This is a genomic window from Chimaeribacter californicus, from assembly GCF_002858675.1.
GTDB classification, from domain to species: Bacteria; Pseudomonadota; Gammaproteobacteria; order Enterobacterales; family Enterobacteriaceae; genus Chimaeribacter; species Chimaeribacter californicus.
Window position 1 is genome coordinate 145,353 of the sequence record NZ_PJZF01000010.1, and the last position, 17,704, is coordinate 163,056.

17 protein-coding genes are annotated in these 17,704 nt (G+C 61.6%); 10 read left to right on the top strand and 7 right to left on the bottom strand.

Annotation, left to right across the window (positions count from 1 at the left end; genetic code table 11):
• Positions 1-67: 67 nt before the first annotated feature.
• A complete protein-coding gene (gene uspB, locus CYR55_RS13190) occupies positions 68-403 on the bottom strand; it encodes a universal stress protein UspB (protein ID WP_101816580.1) in 336 nt (111 codons plus the stop codon).
• 719 nt (positions 404-1,122) lie between these two features.
• Between uspB and uspA the strand changes: the two genes are divergently transcribed.
• Positions 1,123-1,563: a universal stress protein UspA gene (gene uspA / locus CYR55_RS13195; RefSeq protein ID WP_101816581.1), complete on the top strand. Its 441-nt coding sequence runs from the start codon at positions 1,123-1,125 to the stop codon at positions 1,561-1,563.
• A 55-nt stretch (positions 1,564-1,618) separates the two neighbouring features.
• Here the strand turns inward: uspA and CYR55_RS13200 are convergent, their stop codons facing one another.
• From CYR55_RS13200 to CYR55_RS13215, 4 genes are all read right to left on the bottom strand, one after another.
• Positions 1,619-2,446: a MerR family transcriptional regulator gene (locus CYR55_RS13200; RefSeq protein WP_241522150.1), complete on the bottom strand. Its 828-nt coding sequence runs from the start codon at positions 2,444-2,446 to the stop codon at positions 1,619-1,621.
• Positions 2,447-2,593: 147 nt separating this feature from the next.
• Positions 2,594-3,358 carry a 16S rRNA (guanine(1516)-N(2))-methyltransferase RsmJ gene (rsmJ, locus tag CYR55_RS13205; protein WP_101816583.1) on the bottom strand — a complete coding sequence of 255 codons (765 nt, stop codon included), beginning with the start codon at positions 3,356-3,358 and terminating at the stop codon, positions 2,594-2,596.
• Positions 3,359-3,361: 3 nt separating this feature from the next.
• Entirely contained in the window at positions 3,362-5,404 is a 2,043-nt protein-coding gene (prlC, locus tag CYR55_RS13210; RefSeq protein WP_101816584.1) for an oligopeptidase A, read from the bottom strand.
• A gap of 118 nt (positions 5,405-5,522) precedes the next feature.
• Complete coding sequence (locus tag CYR55_RS13215; protein ID WP_101816604.1) at positions 5,523-7,235, bottom strand: multidrug ABC transporter permease/ATP-binding protein; 1,713 nt, start codon at positions 7,233-7,235, stop codon at positions 5,523-5,525.
• A gap of 312 nt (positions 7,236-7,547) precedes the next feature.
• Between CYR55_RS13215 and CYR55_RS13220 the strand changes: the two genes are divergently transcribed.
• Positions 7,548-8,390, top strand: coding sequence for a 23S rRNA (adenine(2030)-N(6))-methyltransferase RlmJ (locus tag CYR55_RS13220; protein ID WP_101816585.1), 843 nt, complete (start codon positions 7,548-7,550; stop codon positions 8,388-8,390).
• A 125-nt stretch (positions 8,391-8,515) separates the two neighbouring features.
• Here the strand turns inward: CYR55_RS13220 and rnz are convergent, their stop codons facing one another.
• Positions 8,516-9,433, bottom strand: coding sequence for a ribonuclease Z (rnz, locus tag CYR55_RS13225; RefSeq protein ID WP_101816586.1), 918 nt, complete (start codon positions 9,431-9,433; stop codon positions 8,516-8,518).
• 145 nt (positions 9,434-9,578) lie between these two features.
• Between rnz and gorA the strand changes: the two genes are divergently transcribed.
• The 8 genes from gorA (at position 9,579) to CYR55_RS13265 (ending at position 17,355) form a co-directional block, all read left to right on the top strand.
• A complete protein-coding gene (gene gorA / locus CYR55_RS13230) occupies positions 9,579-10,931 on the top strand; it encodes a glutathione-disulfide reductase (RefSeq protein ID WP_101816587.1) in 1,353 nt (450 codons plus the stop codon).
• Between the two features lie 240 nt (positions 10,932-11,171).
• Positions 11,172-12,827: a malonate decarboxylase subunit alpha gene (mdcA, locus tag CYR55_RS13235; protein ID WP_101816588.1), complete on the top strand. Its 1,656-nt coding sequence runs from the start codon at positions 11,172-11,174 to the stop codon at positions 12,825-12,827.
• Positions 12,827-13,678, top strand: coding sequence for a triphosphoribosyl-dephospho-CoA synthase (locus CYR55_RS13240; RefSeq protein WP_101816589.1), 852 nt, complete (start codon positions 12,827-12,829; stop codon positions 13,676-13,678). Before mdcA ends, CYR55_RS13240 begins: the two co-directional genes overlap by 1 nt.
• Positions 13,679-13,695: 17 nt before the next feature.
• The gene (gene mdcC / locus CYR55_RS13245; protein WP_101816590.1) at positions 13,696-13,995 is read left to right on the top strand and encodes a malonate decarboxylase acyl carrier protein; all 300 of its coding nucleotides are present in this window, start codon (positions 13,696-13,698) and stop codon (positions 13,993-13,995) included.
• Positions 13,988-14,824, top strand: coding sequence for a biotin-independent malonate decarboxylase subunit beta (locus CYR55_RS13250; RefSeq protein ID WP_101816591.1), 837 nt, complete (start codon positions 13,988-13,990; stop codon positions 14,822-14,824). Before mdcC ends, CYR55_RS13250 begins: the two co-directional genes overlap by 8 nt.
• Complete coding sequence (gene mdcE / locus CYR55_RS13255; protein WP_101816592.1) at positions 14,821-15,621, top strand: biotin-independent malonate decarboxylase subunit gamma; 801 nt, start codon at positions 14,821-14,823, stop codon at positions 15,619-15,621. Before CYR55_RS13250 ends, mdcE begins: the two co-directional genes overlap by 4 nt.
• A 151-nt stretch (positions 15,622-15,772) precedes the next feature.
• Positions 15,773-16,732, top strand: a complete 960-nt coding sequence (locus tag CYR55_RS13260) for an AEC family transporter (protein WP_101816593.1) — start codon at positions 15,773-15,775, stop codon at positions 16,730-16,732.
• A 2-nt stretch (positions 16,733-16,734) separates the two neighbouring features.
• Positions 16,735-17,355 carry a malonate decarboxylase holo-ACP synthase gene (locus tag CYR55_RS13265; RefSeq protein ID WP_101816594.1) on the top strand — a complete coding sequence of 207 codons (621 nt, stop codon included), beginning with the start codon at positions 16,735-16,737 and terminating at the stop codon, positions 17,353-17,355.
• Positions 17,356-17,402: 47 nt separating this feature from the next.
• Here CYR55_RS13265 and CYR55_RS13270 read toward each other — a convergent pair.
• Positions 17,403-17,704 (bottom strand): RNA-guided endonuclease InsQ/TnpB family protein (locus tag CYR55_RS13270; RefSeq protein ID WP_146000980.1); only part of this gene is annotated, 302 nt, incomplete at its 5' end.

A 17,704-nucleotide genomic window follows, 5' to 3' on the forward strand; every position in this document is an offset into this window, starting at 1 on the left:
CGGCCGGGCAACAGGCAAAGAAAAGGCGACCCTCTGGGGTCGCCTTTTTTTATGCCGCATCACGGTCTCAGTACCAGATCACCATCGCCACCAGGCTGATGACCACCAGCCCGCACAAGGCGCTGGTCAGGATAAATTGCCCGCGGACCCTGGCACAACGGCGGATAAACTCAGGATCATGATGATCAAGATAACGTTGGGAATAGATATAGCGCACCAGCCTGATCTGCTTGCTGGGCTGGCCGTGCGAGGTAAAAAAGCCCCCGCCGTCCACATATTGGTAGAGCAACGGATCACAGCCGCGCAACACCACCAGTAATGCCCGCAATGAAGAGAAATAGCGCGCCATATTGATAACACACACCACACACAATGCCCAAAACAGCGCAACGGTACTGATCATGATCCCCCCTCAGGGCACTGCTTCCGCAGCCGGTTTATGCCGGCAAAGGAACGCACTTGCCTGCCCCTGCTTGACTCCTGATATACCGGGGCGTTTACCCGCCCGCCCCTGGATCATCTCTGTATTGAGTTACCGCATCCGGCACACGCCGCGCGGTGGCTCCTTATTCAGTGTAGAAAATGAAAAAGTAAAACGGCGTGCCTCTTCAGAACAATTTGTTCAAAGCCGGCCGTTTTTTCGCGGATCCCTCTCCAGATAACCGGCCGCACGCCGGTGGGATCATACCCGGATGCATAAGCCGGGCAGCGAATTGCAGCCGCACGTGACCCTCTTCACGCCCCGGCGACACCACGGCAGGATCCCCCCGGATTAATGATAAAATCTGAACTGCCTAAGAGGCGCTATACTTACCTCATGCTGCTGATATTTCTCGCACAAACGCGCAGGGAAAGGGGAAAAAAGAGTACTTTTCAGGCGTTAAGGTGTAAAAAAGGGGCAGGCCACCGTTACCGTGGGTGCCGCCACAGGAGAACAGGATGCGCAACAGGGAGTTAAGGGTTGCGGTTCAGGGTAAAAAGCAGTGCGTGCGTTACGCGGCCGGGACCGGCGCGAACAGGTAAAACAATAATGATTCAGGCGGGGTTGCTGCGGTGTGCTCGGCGGCCGGGCAGCCCCTCAGAAAGTGATTTTTTAACCGGCTTTATGGAAGGAGTACACTTATGGCTTACCAACATATTCTGATTGCTGTTGACCTGTCCCCGGAGAGCAAAATCCTGGTCGACAAGGCGGTTTCAATGGCAAGACCCTACAATGCCAAAGTCTCCCTGATCCACGTCGATGTTAACTATTCCGACCTCTACACCGGCCTGATTGACGTCAACCTGGGTGATATGCAAAAGCGTATCTCTGAGGAGACCCACAACGCGCTGACGGAGCTCTCCACCAATGCGGGCTACCCGGTCGCGGAGACCCTGAGCGGCAGCGGCGATCTGGGCCAGGTGCTGGTGGATGCGATTAAAAAATATGATGTTGATCTGGTGGTGTGCGGCCACCATCAGGATTTCTGGAGCAAGCTGATGTCCTCGGCGCGCCAGTTGATCAACACCATCCACATCGACATGCTGATTGTGCCGTTGCAGGATGACGAAGAGGACGCATAAGGCGATGCATTGCCCCGCTGTCTGCCGGACGCCCGCATTTGCGGGCGTCTTTTTTTCAGGCAGGCAAATCCGTCACGTTGCCCTGGATCTCATTATCATTCCCGGCGGGCAGGTGCGGCACAGTGGCCGGGGCCATTAACGCCGTGGTCGCTGCCGCGCCCACCAGCATCACTGCCAGCCCTTTCGCCAGCCACGTTTCAAACTGCGCCTGTTGCGCGATCGTCAGGGGTTTGTCTGACCAGATAAAGAAATTCTCGACCTGATACCGTTCCAGTTCCGGCTCAGGCAGCGGATAAGGCAGCAACTCTACCCGCAACCCCTCGCTGACCAGCCGGATCGCTTCCAGCCACAGCTCCAGGCTGTCTTTGACCTGCCAGGCCAGCAACAGCACCGGGGCGCCGGGCCGCTTGCGGGCCGTGTGCATGGTGAAACTGGCGTACTCCATGATCGCTACATCCAGCATGGCCCGTTGTTGGATCAGGGCCGGGTGGCGGCCGGAGCCCAGAAACAGCCGCAGCGGGCGCAGAATATCGTTGACCAGATTCTCAGACGGCACTTCACGCCCGTAACGCCACAGCAGCTGGCGCAGTTTGGCCGTCTGGTGGTGCTCCAGGTGGTAGAGCAGGGCTTCCTGTTGCGCCTGCCAGCCCTGCGAGACCTGTTTTGCATCACCGGACAAAATGGCGCGGATCTGCGTCAGCGGCACGCCGCGGGAGACCCAATGCAGGATGATGTGCGCGCGCGAGATATCGCTGTCGGAATAGCTGCGTTTGCCGTCTGCTTCCCGCTGCGGTTTCAGTAAGCCATGCCGTTGCCAGGAGCGCAGGGTGACCGGGTTGACACCACAAAGTTGTGCCACGACGTCGATACTATAGAGTGCCATGCCGGTTTCCTTGAGTGGGATGGGCGTTTTTTGAACCATACAGGAAAATGCTGCGTTGAAGTAAATATCTTCGCTGCATCAATAGCAAGTAAGGGAAATGGCGTGCCCCACCCTGGAAACAGGGCACGTTTTTACCTGGTAAGCGTATTAACCGGCAACGGCGTTGGCGGTACCGGGGTAGAGATCAAACCGGTGGGATTTGGTTTCAATGGCGGCCTGCGCGGCGACCCCAGCCAGCGGCGGCGCATAATCCGGGCGTTTTACCACCACCCGTTTGGTGGCCAGCGCCCTGGCCGGAGCCAGCAGCCCATCGGCATCGAGATCCGGCCCCACCAGCGACTGGAATACCCGCATCTCTTTTTTCACCAGCGCACTTTTTTGCCGGTGCGGGTACATCGGGTCAAGGTAGACCACCTCCGGCCGTGGGGTAATGTCTGCCAGCGCGGTCAGGCTGGAAGCGTGCAGCAGCGTCAGCCGTTCACGCAGCCAGGAGCCGATTTCCGCATCCTGATAGCCGCGTTGCAGACCATCATCCAGCAGGGCGGCCACCACCGGGTTGCGCTCGAGCATCCGCACCCGGCAGCCCAGTGCCGCCAGCACAAAGGCATCACGCCCCAACCCAGCGGTGGCGTCCACCACCTCCGGCAGGTAACTGCCCTTGATGCCCACCGCTTTGGCGACCGCTTCCCCACGCCCGCCACCAAAACGGCGGCGGTGCGCCATCGCCCCGGTGACGAAATCCACATAAATGGCGCCCAGTTTCGGCTCATCACGCTTGCGCAGTTCAAGGCGTTCCGGCGTCAGCACCAATGCCATAATGGCGTCATCGTCAGAGGTAAGCTGCCAGCGCGCCGCTAAAAGCGATAAGGCGCCGGGGTCGGCGCCTTCTTCACAGAGTAAACAGATGCTCACAACTCAGCCTTTGATGCCGTAATGGCGCAGCATGGCATCAAGCTGCGGCTCACGGCCGCGGAAGCGTTTGAACAGCGTCATCGGCTCCTCAGACCCGCCGCGCGTCAGGATGTTATCCAGGAACGACTGGCCGGTTTCGCGGTTAAAGATCCCCTCTTCCTCAAAGCGGGAGTAAGCATCCGCAGAGAGCACTTCCGCCCACAGGTAGCTGTAGTAGCCTGCGGCGTAGCCCCCGGCGAAGATATGGCTGAACGCGTGCGGGAAGCGGCCCCAGCTCGGGGACGGCACCACGGCCACCTGTTTTTTCACTTCGGCCAGGGTCTGGAGGATTTCCGCGCCTTTCGCCGGGTCATACTCGGCATGCATACGGAAATCAAACAGGCCGAACTCCAGCTGACGCAGGATGAACAGCGCCGCCTGGTAGTTTTTCGCCGCCAGCAGCTTGTCGAGCATCTCCTGCGGCAGCGGCTCGCCCGTCTGGTAGTGGCCGGAAATAAAGGCCAGCGCCTCCGGCTCCCAGCACCAGTTCTCCATAAACTGGCTCGGCAGTTCTACCGCATCCCACGGCACACCGCTGATCCCGGCCACACCGGCGGTATCGATTTTGGTCAGCATATGGTGCAGGCCATGGCCGAACTCATGGAACAGCGTGGTCACTTCGTTATGGGTGAACAGCGCCGGTTTGTCACCGATTGGGCGGTTGAAGTTACAGGTCAGGTAGGCCACCGGTTTTTGCAGCTCACCGTCGGCTTTACGCAGGCTGCCCGCGCAGTCGTCCATCCAGGCACCGCCGCGTTTGTGCTCACGGGCATAGAGGTCGAGGTAGAAGCTGCCGCGCAGTTCGCCGCTTTCATCAAACAGATCAAAGAAACGCACTTCCGGGTGCCAGGTGTCCACATCGTGGCGCTCTTTGGCGGTAATGCCGTAAATGCGTTTCACCACTTCAAACAGGCCGCCGAGCACGCGCTGTTCCGGGAAGTAAGGGCGCAGCTGCTCATCACTGATGGAGAACAGGTGCTGCTTCTGCTTCTCGCCGTAGTAGGAGAGATCCCAGGCTTCCAGCGTATCAACGCCGTAATGCTCTTTGGCAAAGGCACGCAGCTGGGCCAGTTCCTGTTCACCCTGCGGGCGGGCGCGTTTCGCCAGATCGTGCAGGAAGTCGAGCACCTGTTGCGGGCTTTCGGCCATTTTGGTCGCCAGGGATTTCTCGGCAAACGAGGCAAAACCCAGCAGTTGGGCCAGTTCGTGGCGCAGCGCCAGCTCTTCGGCCATCACGGCGCTGTTGTCCCACTTACCGGCATTCGGCCCCTGATCGGAAGCACGGGTGCCGTAGGCGCGGTACATCTCTTCACGCAGCGCCTGGTTGTCACAGTAGGTCATCACCGGCAGGTAGCTGGGGATGTCGAGCGTCAGCAGGTAACCTTCCTGCTCTTTTGACTGCGCCAGCGCCTGTGCGGCGGCCAGTGCGCTTTCCGGCATCCCGGCGAGATCATTGGCATCCGTGATCAGCTTGCTCCAGCCCATGGTGGCATCCAGCACATTGTTGCTGTAGGTGGAGCCGAGTTCCGACAGGCGGGTGGAGATTTCACCATAACGCTTCTGTTTTTCCGGTGACAGGCCGATGCCGGACAGCTCGAAATCACGCAGGGCGTTATCCACCGCTTTCTGCTGCGGCGCGGTCAGGCGGGCAAAATTTTCGCCCTCTTTCAGGTCACGGTAGGCCTGGTACAGCCCGGCATGCTGGCCGACCCAGGTGCTGTATTCAGAGAGCAGCGGCAGGCATTGTTCATAGGCGGCGCGCAGCTCGGGGCTGTTTTTCACCGAGTTCAGGTGGCTGACCGGTGAGAAAATGCGGCTCAGGCGGTCATCAGATTCCGCCAGCGGCTGGCACAAATTGTCCCAGGTGTAGGGCCCGCCTTGTGCGACCACGCTTTCGACTGTTTTGCGGCACGCGTCCAGCGCGGATTCCATCGCCGGCACAATGTGTTCAGGTTCAATTTTAGAGAACGGCGGCAGGGTAAAAGGCGTCAGCAATGGGTTTGTCATAAGGGCAGTCCTGTTTATCGTTGTGGGCCGGTTGCGTGCAATCCGCTTCCGGCTGTCAAGGCGCCTCAGCGCCCTTCTGAAAGGCCAATAAGTAACATGAGGCCAAGTGGTGTGAAAATCAATGCACGCCGCTGCCCGGCGGCGCACTCTCTGCCGGGGCACTGGTGTCCCCGGCGAGTGCGGCGGCCTGGTCAATCTGCGCTACCGCATCACGGCTGGCGGCCTGGCGCGCCTCGCCGGTAAGCTCATGCAGCTGGCCGGTGCGCATCTCCAGCAGCCGGTCTGCGTGTTCAAAATAGTGGTCGTCATGGCTGATGGCGAGCACGGTTTTGCCCATCGCATGGAGTTGCGGCAGCAGCTCGCGGTAGAAGGTGCGGCGGAATTGCGGGTCCTGATCGGCGGCCCACTCATCCAGCAGCAGGATGTCGCGCTGTTCCGCTACCGCCATCAGCAGTGCCACGCGTTTGCGCTGCCCCTGTGACAGCTTCAGGTTGGTGACCTGCCCCGCGTTCCAGGTGAGTTTTTCCGCCATTTTCAGCCGTTGCAACCAGCTCTGCACCAGCACGGCATCCGGTTCGCTGCCCTGTGGGCCCATCGCCCGGCCAAACAGGTGGAAATCGGTAAACACGGCCGAGAACAGCGCCCGGTAGGCGGGCAGCGTATCCGTGGTGACCGGCACGCCATCCACCAGCAGGGTGCCGGAAGTCGGGGTATACAGCCCGGTCAGCAGCATCGCCAGGGTCGATTTACCGCTGCCGTTGCCGCCAATCAGGAACACCAGCTCGCCCCGGCGCAGCGTCAGGTTGACCGGGCCGACCTCAAAGCCGGCGCCGGCATAGCGGAACGTCACGTCACGCAGCTCCAGCGTCTGCCAGTTTTTGGCGGCGGTGGCCGTGGGGAAGCCCGGCTGGTGCGGCACCAGCTCCAGCGCCTTGAGCTTGCGGAACGCCACCTGCGCGCTGAGCAGCACCGGCAGCGCGCCCACCGCCTGCAACAGCGGGGTACGTAAAAACAGCAGCGTCAGTGAATAGGTGGCCGCCACGGCGGTGTTGGCCCAGCCGAGGCGGTTGGCCATAAAGAACACCGCCCCGATGGCACCCAGCATCATGATATTTGACCAGTTCACCGCGCTGAGGTGGAAGGTGTCGGCGCGGATCACGTGGCGGCGGTACGCCTGCGCATGCTGCTGGTACTCTTCTTCAAAAATATGGCGCGCGCGGCTGCGGTTCAGCGTCAGCTCTTTGCGGCCGTCAATCACCGTCTGGTAATCCTGATACAGCGCATCTTCCGCCTCGCGCACGCTGCTCAGGTGGCGGTAGACGCGCGCCACCAGCAGCCAGCCGCCCACGATGGTCACCACCAGCCAAAGGGCCGTGACCACCAGCATTTTCGGCGAGAGCCAGCCAAGGTAAAGGGCGCAGCCTATTGTCAGGATGATGCCCTGCAACAGCTCCGGCAGGCGCACAAACGCCAGCGTAATGTTGCGGATGTCACTGCTCAGGCTGGCCTGCAACTGCGCGCTGCCGATCTGCTCAATGCGCGCCACGTGGGTATCCAGAATCCGTTTGATGTACTCGCCGCGCAGCTGGTAGACGAAATGGTGCCCCAGCGTGGTCAGCGCCAGCTGTGAACCCAGCGTGACCGCCATCAGCAACACCAGAAAGCCCAGGAATTGCGGCAGCACTGTTAGTGAGCCGTCAAAGCGGTTGATTAACTGGGTATTAATGAACGCAATCAGGCCAATGCCCAGCGCGGCACTGGCCAGGCTGAGAAGAATCACCATCAGGAAAGGCCAGCGGTACTGGCGGTACACAACGCGCAACAACTCCATGATCTTCTGCCCGGTCAATGGATTTCAAGGAGTTGCATTGTAATCGGGAGGGGGGTGATAGCAAGGGGAATAGCAGGCGGCGAACGTTTCCTGGAACCTATCTCGCAGAGGGCAAAAGGCTTTTGCCTTTTTCCCGGCCAGACAGTTTATACTGTGCCGCATGCCTCCCCTGCCGAACACCGCAGGGCGTTTGCTTTATCGCCCCCGGCGCCCCTGTGCGCCTGCCGCCTGCCCGCCAGGCGGGTGCGGTGCGGCGATTGCCATTTTGCCTGATGTCGCAGTGCATCCTTAAAAACCGGAACCATTACCGCCATGCTTAGTTACCGCCACAGCTTCCACGCCGGCAACCACGCCGACGTGCTGAAACATACCGTTCAGAGCCTGATCATTGAGTCGCTGAAGGAGAAAGAGAAACCTTTCCTCTATCTGGACACCCACTCCGGTGCCGGGCGTTACCAGCTCAGCGGGGAGCATGCGGAACGCACCGGGGAATACCTGGAAGGCATCGGCCGCCTCTGGCAACAGGATAATCTGCCGGAAGAACTGGCTCCGTACCTGGAGGCAGTGCATGCGTTCAATCGCACCGGCACACTGCGTTACTACCCCGGTTCCCCGCTGATTGCGCGCCACCTGCTGCGCGACTATGACAAGCTGCACCTGACCGAGCTGCACTCCAGCGACTACCCGCTGCTGCGCAGTGAGTTCCAGAAAGATGAGCGGGCAAAAGTGCTGAAAGCGGACGGCTACCAGCAGTTGAAATCGCAACTGCCGCCGCTCTCGCGCCGTGGGCTGATCCTGATCGACCCGCCGTATGAGATGAAAACCGACTATCAGGATGTGGTGAAAGGGATTCAGGAAGGCTACAAACGCTTTGCTACCGGCACCTATGCCCTGTGGTACCCGGTGGTGATCCGCCAGCAGATCAAACGCATGACGCGTGACCTGGAAGCCACCGGCATCCGCCGTATTCTGCAAATTGAGCTGGCCGTGCGCCCGGACAGCGACCAGCGCGGCATGACCGCCTCCGGCATGATCGTGATTAACCCGCCGTGGAAGCTGGAACAGCAGATGAACAACGTGCTGCCGTGGCTGCACAAGACGCTGGTGCCGACCGGCAACGGCCACACGCTGGTGAAGTGGATCGTACCGGAGTGATGGCCCGCCGTGCCGGGCTTCCGGCGCGGCTTCGCTTTTACGTGTGCCTGATGCGGTGTGGGGCTGCCGTAACGCGGTTTGGGAGACTGTAACGCGGCACGTTTGCCCTTCAGGGCGGCGCGCCGTTACACCTCAAATTCCGCGAAATCCCGCGCCAGTTCCGTGTTGGGGAAGATCGCCCGGCACTCTGCCAGTAACTGTTCACACTCGGCAAAACCGTAACGTGAGCTGAAATGGGTGGCGATCAGCCGTTTTGCCCCGGCCAGCCGGGCGGCAGTGGCCGCCTGCACGGTAGTGGAGTGGCCGCGGCCGTTGGCCTTCTCCGCCATGGCCGCTTCTAATGTCGTTTCGTGCACCATCAGATCCACCCCGTCCGCCAGCAGGTCAGAAACCGGCGTCGGTGCTGTGTCCCCGAAAATCGCCAGCGATTTCCCTTTGGTGGGCGGCCCGAGGTAGGCGCTGCCGTCAACCACCCGGCCATCGGGCAGGGTCACGGTTTCGCCCCGCTTCAGTTGCTGGAACCACGGCCCGCGCGGCACGCCGTCCGCTTTCAGGCGCTCGCCATCCAGGTAGCCCGGCTTGTCATGCGCTTCAATCCGGTAGCCGTAACACTCCACCACATGGTTCATCGGCCAGGCCGTTACCCGGACGTTGCCGTCATCACATACCTCACCAGCCGCGATCTCCACAATCTCCAGCGGGAAGGTCACAAACGAGCTGCTGAGGGTCAGGCTGGTTTCAATAAACGCCCGGATGCCTACCGGCCCGTAGACCGTCAGCGGCTCGGTGATCCCGCCCATTGAACGGCTGGTGAGCAGGCCCGGCAGGCCGAAAATGTGGTCGCCGTGCAGGTGGGTGATGAAAATTTTCTCCAGCTTGCCCGGTTTCAGCGGGCTGCGCATGAACTGGTGCTGGGTGCCTTCGCCGCAATCGAACAGCCAGGTGCCGCCGCTGCGGGCGTTGCGCAGGGTCAGGGCAATCGCCGTGACGTTACGCTGCAAACTTGGGGTGCCGGCACAGGTGCCGAGAAAGGTCAGGTGCATGCTATGCTTCCACTTTGTTAAACGTCTGTATCTGAATAGATCGTTGCTGCCCTATCACAATCATAGGCGCAAACTTTGCGGCAATCGGCCGACTGGCGTTAAACTCTACATTAATTTTTCTTCTCATCTTTATGGAACACTTTCGATGACCAAACATTATGACTACCTTGCAATTGGTGGCGGCAGCGGCGGCATCGCCTCAATCAACCGTGCAGCCATGTACGGCCAGAAGTGCGCGCTCATTGAAGCCAAAGCGCTGGGCGGCACCTGCGTCAACGTGGGTTGTGTACCGAAAAAAGTGATGTGGCACGCCGCACAGATCGCGGAAGCGATCCACAATTACGGCCCGGATTACGGTTTTGACACCACCGTCAACGTGTTTGACTGGAAAAAACTGGTCGCCAACCGTACTGCCTACATCGACCGTATCCATACCTCCTACGACAACGTGCTGGGCAAAAACAACGTCGACGTGATCCGCGGTTACGCGCGTTTCGTTGATGCGCACACCGTGGAAGTGAATGGTGAGAAGATCACGGCCGACCATATCCTGATCGCCACCGGCGGCCGCCCAAGCCACCCGGCGATCCCAGGTGCGGAATATGGCATCGACTCTGACGGCTTCTTCGATCTCGACGAGATGCCGCAGCGCGTCGCCGTGGTGGGCGCAGGTTACATCGCGGTCGAGATTGCCGGTGTGATGAACGCCCTCGGCGCGCAGACCCACCTGTTTGTGCGTAAACACGCGCCGCTGCGTACTTTCGACCCGCTGATCGTCGATACGCTGGTGGAAGTGATGAACACCGAAGGCCCGTTGCTGCACACGGAGTCTGTCCCGAAAGCGATCGTGAAAAACGCTGACGGCAGCCTGACGCTGGAACTGGAAAACGGCAACAGCTACGAAGTGGATTGCCTGGTGTGGGCGATTGGCCGTGAGCCGGAAACCGACAACCTGAACCTGTCCGTCACAGGCGTGAAAACCAACGAAAAAGGCTATATCGACGTCGATAAATACCAGAACACCAGCGTTCCGGGTATTTACGCCGTGGGTGACAACACCGGTGCCGTGGAGCTGACCCCGGTCGCCGTGGCCGCCGGCCGCCGCCTGTCCGAGCGCCTGTTCAACAACAAGCCGGAAGAGCATCTGGACTACAGCAACGTCCCGACCGTGGTCTTCAGCCACCCGCCGATCGGCACCGTGGGCCTGACTGAGCCGCAGGCGATTGAGCAGTACGGCGAAAGCGAAGTGAAAGTATACAAATCCGCGTTTACCGCCATGTACACCGCCGTGACCCAGCACCGCCAGCCGTGCCGCATGAAGCTGGTCTGCGTGGGTAAAGACGAGAAGATCGTCGGCATCCACGGCATCGGGTTCGGCATGGACGAAATCCTGCAAGGCTTCGCGGTGGCGCTGAAAATGGGCGTAACCAAGAAAGACTTCGACAACACCGTGGCGATCCACCCGACCGCAGCGGAAGAGTTCGTCACCATGCGCTAAGCGCTGCATCCTCTTTAAAAGGCCGGAGAATTCCGGCCTTTTTTCTGCCTTTTTTTCGCCTTCCGTTCCCCCCTTAGCCGGTTTCGGCAATTTATCTTTGATCCCCATCACCTTTCGTTAACACCATCATTACCCTCAGGCTAATGATTCGCCTGCGTACTTAATTGATGCCCCCGCTGCCCGGCGCGCACACTTCCCCTCAGGCAAATCGTGAAAAATAGCGATACCAGGAGGCTAAACATGTTGGCAGGGCAAACAGCGGCGCGTGTCTGGAATACGCGCCGGACGGAGAAACAGCGGCGTCTGGCTGCGGTACCCGTCCAGGGCAAAGTCATCCCGACGGATGATCTGGTCGGCATACTTGAAAAACTGATCGCGCCGGGCGACCGGGTGGTGCTGGAGGGCAATAACCAGAAACAGGCGGATTTCCTCTCCCGGATGCTGGCGGAGGTCAACCCGGAAAAAGTGCATGACCTGCATATGATCATGCCGAGCGTTGGGCGCAGCGAGCATCTGGATATCTTTGAAAAAGGCATCGCCCACAAACTCGACTTCTCCTTCTCCGGCACCCAGAGCCTGCGCATCTCCCAACTGCTGGAAGACGGGCTGCTGGAGATCGGCGCTATTCACACCTACATCGAGCTTTATGCCCGCCTTTATGTCGATCTGACGCCCAATGTTGCGCTGATCGCGGGCTACAAAGCAGACCGCCAGGGCAACCTGTACACCGGCCCGAGTACCGAAGATACCCCGGCGCTGGTGGAGGCCGCCGCCTTCCATGACGGCATCGTGATTGCGCAGGTGAATGAGCTGGTGGAAGAGGGCTGCGATCTGCCGCGCGTCGATATTCCCGGCTCGTGGATTGATTATGTGGTGGTGGCCGATAAGCCCTTCTTTATCGAGCCGTTGTTCACCCGCGACCCGCGCCTCATCAAGCAGGAGCACATCCTGATGGCGATGATGGCGATCAAAGGCATCTACGCCGAGCATCAGGTGCAGTCACTTAACCACGGCATCGGCTTTAACACCGCCGCGATTGAGCTGCTGCTGCCGACCTACGGCGAACAGCTCGGCCTGAAAGGCAAAATCTGCAAACACTGGGCGCTGAACCCACACCCGACGCTGATCCCGGCCATTGAGAGCGGCTGGGTGGAGAGCGTGCACTGCTTCGGCGGCGAACTGGGGATGGAAGAGTACATCCGCGCCCGGCCGGACATCTTCTTCACCGGGGCCGACGGCTCCATGCGCTCAAACCGCGCGTTTTGCCAGCTGGCGGGGCAGTATGCGGTGGATATGTTTATCGGCTCGACGCTGCAAATCGACGGGCTGGCGAACTCCTCCACCGTGACCCGTGGGCGGCTTTCCGGCTTCGGCGGCGCGCCGAATATGGGCCATGACCCGCACGGCCGCCGCCACGCCACCCCTGCCTGGCTCAATATGATCACCGAACCCGACCCGCTGCAGCGCGGCCGCAAGCTGGTGGTGCAGATGGTGGAAACCTTCCAGGCCGGCGTCAAACCGACCTTTGTGGAAAAACTTGATGCGGTCGACGTGGCCAAAGCCTCAGGGATGCCGCTCGCCCCGGTGATGATCTATGGCGATGACGTCACCCACGTGCTGACTGAAGAGGGCATCGCCTACCTCTACCGGGCAGAAAGCCTGGAGGAGCGCCGGGCCATGGTGGCAGCCGTCGCCGGGATCACGGACATCGGCCTGGGGGTGGACGCCGCGCGCGTCACCGATCTGCGCCGCAGCGGCAAAGTGGTCTACCCGGAAGACATCGGCATCCGGCGTGCCGAAGCCACCCGCTCCCTGCTGGCAGCCGGCAGCGTGGCCGATCTGGTCGAGTGGTCTGACGGCCTCTATACCCCCCCTGCGAAATTCCGGAGCTGGTAATGAACCCACGCCTGCACGCACACGCAGACCTCGCCGCCGACCAGCTGGCGCAGCTTGCCACCGCCTGCCTGATTGAGGAAGCGCGGCTCACCCCGAAGCCGGGGCTGGTGGACAGCCGGGGCAATGGCGCGCATCTCGATCTGTCGCTGGTGCTGATGGAGCGCTCGGCCCACAGCCTGACCCCGGCCTTTTATCAGCTGGCCCAGCAAAGCTGGCTGCGCCCGGCCGATCCCGCACTGCGGGAGACCGTGGGGCGGCTGGGGCGTGAAGGTGAAGCACAGATGATGGCCGCCACCGGCGGGGTGAATACCCACCGCGGCGCACTCTGGGCGCTGGGGTTGCTGGTGAGCGCCGCGGCGATGCTGGGGGGCGGCGCAGAGCGCGGTGCCATCGCCCGGGCCGCCGCGCAGCTGGCGCAGCTGCCCGATCGCGCTGCGCCCAGAGGGTTCAGCAAGGGGCTGCGGGCGGTTCATCGCTACCGGGTGCCCGGCGCACGCGAAGAGGCGCAACAGGGTTTCCCCCATGTGATGGCGCTGGCCCTGCCCCAGTTGCACCGCAGCCGCCAACAGGGCGCGGAGGAACCGGCCGCCCGGCTGGATGCGCTGATGGCGATCATGACATCGCTCAGTGACACCTGCGTGCTCAACCGCGCCGGGCTGGCGGGGCTCGACACCATGCAGCGCGGCGCCCGTGCGGTGCTGGCCGCCGGGGGAACCGCGCAGCCTGCCGGCCGCCTCGCCCTGGCAGAGCTGGATGCCGCGATGCTGGCGCACAACGCCTCGCCGGGCGGGGCCGCCGATCTGCTGGCCGCCACCCTGTTTCTGGACCGCGTGGGCGGGCAACCCAATTAACCGAGTAAGAGGTAGTTATGGAAAAAATTACATTGTCATTCCCGGCCAGCCGTACCCTGCACGGCAGGGCGCTGGCGGGGGTTGTCGGCTCCGGCGATATGGAAGTGCTGTTCACTGCCGCGCCGCAGGAGACGCTCGAGATTGCGATCACTACGTCAGTGGATAACAGCGGCGAACGCTGGAAGGCCCTGTTCAACCGCCTCGCCCTGCTGGGTAACCTGCCGGCGGGTGCGCTGGTGATCCACGATTTTGGCGCAACGCCGGGCGTGGCGCGCATCCGCATCGAGCAGGTTTTTGAGGAGGTAAACCATGCGTGACGATCGCAGCTTTATTGAACTCCGCGCCCGTGAGCGCGCCCGGTCGCTGCTGGATCAGGGCAGTTTCCGTGAATTGCTCGATCCGTTCGAGGGCATCATGTCGCCGTGGCTGCCTCAGCAGGGCATCGTGCCGCAGGCGGATGACGGCATGGTGGTGGCGAAAGGCACCCTGAACGGCCAACCGGCGGTGGTGATCGCCATCGAAGGCACCTTTCAGGGCGGCAGCATGGGCGAGGTGTCTGGTGCAAAAATGGCCGCCGCGCTGGAGCTGGCCGCAGAAGACAACCGGAACGGCATCCCGACCCAGGCGGTGCTGTGCCTGGAAACCGGCGGCGTGCGGTTACAGGAGGCCAATCTGGGGCTGGCAGCCATTGCGGATATTCACGCCGCGATTGTGGATCTGCGCCGCTACACGCCGGTTATCGGCATTATCGCCGGCACTGTGGGCTGCTTCGGCGGGATGTCGATTGCCGCAGCCCTGTGCAGCTACCTGATTGTCACCCGCGAAGCGCGGCTGGGGCTGAACGGCCCGCAGGTGATTGAACAGGAAGCGGGCATTGAAGAGTACGACTCGCGCGACCGGCCGTTCATCTGGCGCATGACCGGCGGAGAGGTGCGCTACCAGAGCGGGCTGGCGGACGCCCTGGTGGGCGACGGCATCAACGCGGTGAAAACGGCGCTGGATGAGGCGATTGCCCTCGGGGTGCCTGCGCAGCACCGCAGCGACAACTACGCCGGTTATCTGGCCCGCCTGACGCGGTTTGATACCCGCCAACAGGCAGAGGCCGCACAGATTAAACAGCTTTTTGCAGCAGAGGGGAAATCATGAGCAACGCAATCAGCCGTGGGGCGTTATGGCTGGATAAACTCGCCCCCAATGCCACCCGCATGGCGGGCCTCTGCCCGTCGGTGCAGGTGGCGGATGCCGAACTGAACGGCGAAATGGCGCGCCTGATCGCCGTAGTGCCGGATGCCGATAACCACTACCCGCGCGCCGCCCATGGTGAAGTCGGCCTGCTGGAAGGGTGGACGCTGGCGAAAGTGGTCAGTGAAACCGTCGCGGCCGATGCCGGGCGCGCCGTGAAACGCCCGATTATTGCGGTGATTGATGTGCCGAGCCAGGCCTATGGCCGCCGTGAAGAGGCATTCGGGATTCATCAGGCACTGGCCGGGGCGGCGGCCGCCTACGCCAATGCCCGGCTGGCCGGCCACCCGGTGATTGGGTTGATCGTCGGCAAGGCGATGTCCGGGGCGTTTCTCGCCCATGGTTATCAGGCTAACCGGCTGATTGCCTTTAATGACCCCGGCGTGCAGGTACACGCGATGGGCAAAGACTCGGCGGCGCGCATCACGCTGCGCAGCGTGGAGTCACTGGAAAAACTGGCCGCCACCATTCCACCGATGGCGTATGACGTCACTAACTATGCCTCGCTGGGGCTGCTGGCGGCGTTGCTGGAGATCGCCCGGCCTGATGATCCCTCTTCCGGCGATCTGGCGCAGGTTAACGCGGCATTGCAGCACGCCATTCAGGACGCGCGCCGTGACCCCGGCCTGACCTGCCGCCTCGGCGCAGAAAACCGCCGCAGCTCCTTGCAGGTACGCGAACGTATGCGCGCCGCCTGGTAACCGCCCGCACGGCACACGCAGTAAAGAAAAATAATAAACCTGCCGGACAGCGGCAGCCCCGGGCACCTTGCCGTGCCCGCCGGGCTGCCGCGTCTGAAAAAGAATAAGCATCGCACCGGTATTGTCTCTTTATTCATTACAGGTGGTTTCTATGACTTACATCATCATCCATGCGCTCGCCCCGATTTTCGTCATCATGCTGCTGGGTTTCTGGGCCGGCAAAGTCAAAATGGTGGATAACCAGAATGTCGCGTTACTGAATATTTTCGTGATGGATTTTGCCCTGCCCGCCGCGCTGTTCAGCGCCACGGTGCAGACCCCGTGGCGCGGCATTGTCGCCCAGTCGCCGTTGATTGTGGTGCTGACGCTGGCGATGTGGATAACCTATGGCGCGATCTATTTCCTGGCCACCCGCGTGTTTAAAAAGTCCCCGCAGGATGCCGCCGTGCTGACGCTGACCGTGGCGCTGCCGAACTATGCGGCACTCGGCCTGCCGATCCTCGGCAGTGTGCTGGGGGAAGGCTCCGCCACCTCGCTGTCGGTGGCGGTCTCTATCGCCTGCGGTTCGGTGCTGATGACGCCGTTCTGCCTGCTGATCCTGGAACGGGAAAAGGCGCAGGCCGCCGGGGAAAACAGCGGCTCAACGCTGGCGATGCTGCCGGTGCTGATGTGGCGCTCGGTGAAAAAACCGATTGTCTGGGGGCCGTTGCTGGGCGTGGTGCTCTCTGCGCTGGGCATCGCGATGCCGGATCTGCTGCTGGCCGCCATTAAACCGCTGGGCCTCGCGGCCACCGCCGCCGCGCTGTTTTTGACCGGCGTGATCCTCTCTGCACGCAAACTGAAAATTAACACCGCCGTGATGACCTCAACCGTGACCAAGCTGTTAATCCAGCCGGCGATTGCCTGGGGTATGGTGCTGCTGTTTGGCCTGCACGGCAGCGTGGCCATTACCACGATCCTGATGATTGCGTTGTCAGCCGGCTTCTTCGGCGTGGTGTTCGGCAACCGCTTTGGCGTACAGTCGCCGGATGCGGAAGCGGTGTTGCTGCTCAGCTCGGTGCTCAGCATCCTGTCATTACCGCTGTTTATCTCACTGACCTCAGGAGTCTGACCATGCCCGTTATTGCCCGCCCCCATGATTTACTCTGGCTGCGCGATCGCCCTGCGTTGCAAGGCGCGGAGGCGGGCTGGGTCACGCAGCTCTGGCACCCCGGCCTGCCGGTGGTGGTGCGGCGTGACCAGGGTGCGGAGGGCCTGATCCCGGTGGGGGTGCGCGGCATGAAACGTGAACAGCGCGCCGCGGGTTGGGTGGCGCGCGCGCAGGTGGTCAGGCAGCTCAGCCCCCACCAGCTGGCCGAGGGGCAGGCGTTACTGCGCTCGCCGTTTGTTTCCCAGCCGCCGGTGCAGGCGGCCATTCTGTTGGCGCAACAGCACTGGCCGTGGCAATGGGGTATTACCGGCAGCACCGGGTACGCGCTGGCCACCGATATTCCGGTGCTGCATGCAGAGAGCGATCTGGATCTGGTGATTTACGCCCCGCAGCCACCGGACCCGGACGCCCTCCGCCGCTGGCAACAGGCGCTGACACGCCTGCCGTGCCGGGCCGATACCCAGCTGGAAACGCCGCTGGGCGCGTTTGCGCTCAACGAGTGGCAGCGTGACGGGCAGGTGCTGCTGAAAACCGATCGGGGGCCGCGCCTGACGCGCACGCCCTGGCACAGGGAGCAGAGTTGACACTCCCCTCCCTGAAGGAAGGGGATTCTTGTTTCGCTGAGTCGAACCTAAGCCGCATTAAGCGGTTTAGGATTTACAGACTCTCCACAAGCTAACACGGTCAGCCCGACCGCTTTTATATTCTTCGCGGCGTTTATGTCACGATCATGGTCAGCCCCGCACTCAGGGCAGAGCCACGCACGAACGTTAAGCGCCATTTTCGACATGGTGTAGCCGCAACAGTGACAGCGTTTTGAGGACGGGAAAAATTGGTCAATGGCAACCACCGACCGCCCCGCCCATTCGCCCTTATATGCAAGCTGGCGCACAAATTCACCCCAGCTCGCGTCTGCTATCGCTTTGGACAGCG